The organism is Acinetobacter sp. Root1280 (assembly GCF_001425285.1).
GTDB lineage: Bacteria > Pseudomonadota > Gammaproteobacteria > Pseudomonadales > Moraxellaceae > Acinetobacter > Acinetobacter guillouiae.
Map to the genome: position 1 here is coordinate 1 of NZ_LMED01000021.1, position 1,368 is coordinate 1,368.

Below are 1,368 nucleotides of genomic sequence, written 5' to 3' on the forward strand. Positions count from 1 at the left end.
CCTGTCCGGGTCCTGCCAGCGCATCGATCATGCGTTTGATTCTAGTTGGTCCCACCGACAGTCGCCGCGCCAGCGCATCGATCATGCGTTTGATTCTAGTTGGTCCCACCGACAGTCGCCGCCCAGTTGTTATGTCGCAGGACATCGGTGACGAACCTGTACCAGGACATCGGTGACACTTTCGGTGTCCTTGGTGGTGACACTTCTCCCCGCCGTGTGCACCTGATGCTCTGGCGGTGGCTGCCAATGAACCCCTCGATCCCCGTGTCCGACTCGCGATCGCGCAGTGGCCTGAAGATGCTCCTCGGGGCGCTGTCACGACGTTCTGCGCCGAGCACGACATCAGCCGCAAGACGTTCTACGACCTACGCAAGCGCGCCAGGGTCGACGGGCCGGCCGCGGTGCTCGAACCCCGGTCCCGTCGGCCGCGGTCGAGCCCGTCGAAGGTCAGCGAAGAGGTCAAGGCCCAAGCCATCCAGGTCCGTGCTGCGCTGGATTCTTCCGGCTTGGACCACGGCCCGATCAGCGTGCACGACAAGATGCGCACGATGGGGCTCGCCCCGGTCCCGTCGATCGCGTCGCTGGCCCGGATCTTCCGCGAAGCCGGGGTGGCACGTCTGGAGCCGAAGAAGAAGCCACGCTCGGCATGGCGTCGGTTCGTCTACCCCGCACCGAACGCGTGCTGGCAGCTCGATGCCACCGAGTACGTCCTCACTGGTGGGCGCACGTGCGTGATCTTCCAGCTCATCGACGACCACTCCCGCTACGCGGTCGCCTCCCACGTCGCGTGGGGTGAGACCGCCGACGCCGCGATCGTCGTGTTCGACAAGGCCGTGGCCGCCCACGGCGTGCCGCAGCGGCTGCTTTCCGACAACGGCACCGCGCTCAATCCCTCCCGGCGCGGGCACCTCGGTCAGCTGGTGCAACACGTGTCACGACTGGGCGTGGAGCCGATCACCGGCAAGCCCTACAAGCCGACCACCCAGGGCAAGAACGAACGCTTCCACCAGACCCTGTTCCGCTACCTCGACAAGCAGCCACTGGCCGACACACTGGCCGCCCTGCAGACCCAGGTCGACGCGTTCGACCACATCTACAACACCCAACGCCCCCACCAAGGACTCCCCGGACGCACCACACCTCAGGTCGCCTGGGATGCCACAGACAAGGCCGAAGCCCCCCGCCCACGACCCGAGCAGCCGACCACCGGCCCCACCCCGGCCCACCGGCTAATGGCACAGGCACGATCGCCTCGACTCCGCCGGGCACCCGAACCGAGCCAGCTCCTGGCCGATACCTCCATCAAGAAGCTGACGAGCATCGGCACCTTCTGGCTCGACGGAGTGCACTACCGGGTCGGCGGACAAC

At 66.7% G+C, this 1,368-nt stretch carries 1 protein-coding gene; it reads left to right on the forward strand.

Features of this window, described 5'->3' with window-relative positions; all coding sequences use genetic code 11:
- Positions 1 to 278: 278 nt before the first annotated feature.
- A partial coding sequence (locus tag ASC84_RS22405) for an integrase core domain-containing protein (RefSeq protein ID WP_227515153.1) occupies positions 279 to 1,368 on the forward strand: 1,090 nt, incomplete at its 3' end.